The following is a 1,191-nucleotide window of genomic DNA, read 5'->3' on the forward strand; positions in this document are numbered from 1 at the left end:
CTAGTGACCTGGTTTTGAGGTGGTGGGTCGCCACGTGAGGCGTCCCCTGTTTCAGATTGCGGTGTTCGCCTGCGGCAGGCCACGTGTTCGCGCTGTGCTGTGAGCATGGGCGATACCCGGCTGGAACCTGTCGTGCTGTCGGACGTCGAGCGGCTGACCTTGAAGAACTGGGCGAAGCGTCGCTCGACCGCGCAGGGGCTTGCCGTTCGCGCACGCATCGTGCTGGCGTGCGCGAACGGCTGGAACAACACCGTGGTCGCCGCGCGGCTCGATGTCGGCCGAGACACCGTGCGCCGCTGGCGAACCCGGTTCCTGCGCGACCGCCTCGACGGACTCGCGGACGAGCCGCGGCCCGGGGTCCCACGGACCATCACCGACGCCCAGGTCGAAGAGGTGGTAGTCCGCACCCTGGAGGAGACACCTCCCGCGGGCACGCACTGGTCCAAGCGGGAACTGGCCAAGGTCGTGGGGATCTCGCCCGCGAGCGTGCTGAGGATCTGGCACGCCTTCGGCCTGCAGCCCTGGCGGACCGAGACCTTCAAGATCTCCCCCGACCCATTCCTGATCGACAAGATCCGTGACGTCGTCGGTCTGTATCTCGCCCCGCCGGCGAACGCCGTGGTGTTCGCGGTCGACGAGAAACCCCAGATCCAGGCCCTTCAGCGGACCGCGCCGGTCCTGCCGATGATCCCGGGAGTGCCCGAGCGGCGCAGCTTCGACTACGTCCGCCACGGCACCGTCGACCTGTTCGCCGCGCTGAACACCGCGACCGGCAAGGTCATCAGCAAGCTGTCCGACCAGCACCGGGCGGTCGACTTCCGGGACTTCCTCGACGAGATCGACCGCCAGACCGAACCCGGCCTGGCGGTCCACGTCATCTGCGACAACCTCTCCGCCCACAAAGCACCCGTGGTGCACAAGTGGCTCCTCGCCCACCCCCGCTTCCAGCTCCACTTCACCCCCACCTACTCGTCCTGGATCAACCAGGTCGAGCGGTGGTTCGCCGAGCTGGAACGACGCTGCCTCGCACGCGGGGTGTTCTGCTCACTCGACGCCCTCAAGACCGCGCTCGAAGACTGGATCAAGGTGTGGAACGACGACGCCCGGCCCTTCACATGGACCAAGACCGCCGACCAGATCCTCGACCGCATCTGCCGCTACTGCGACAGGATCTCCGAACCAGGTCACTAG

1 protein-coding gene is annotated in these 1,191 nt (G+C 67.2%); it reads left to right on the forward strand.

Annotated features, from left to right (window positions below; translation table 11 throughout):
- Positions 1-105: 105 nt before the first annotated feature.
- Positions 106-1,191 (forward strand): IS630 family transposase, encoded by a 1,086-nt coding sequence (locus tag ACFWJO_RS40140; RefSeq protein WP_386873286.1) that lies wholly within the window; start codon positions 106-108, stop codon positions 1,189-1,191.

It is taken from the genome of Streptomyces sp. NPDC127092, from assembly GCF_042722475.1.
Classification (GTDB): domain Bacteria; phylum Actinomycetota; class Actinomycetes; order Streptomycetales; family Streptomycetaceae; genus Streptomyces.

Coding starts and splice junctions, on each gene's coding strand:
- ACFWJO_RS40140 (WP_386873286.1), top strand. CDS start 106: ATGGGCGATACCCGGCTGGAACCTGTCGTGCTGTCGGACGTCGAGCGG.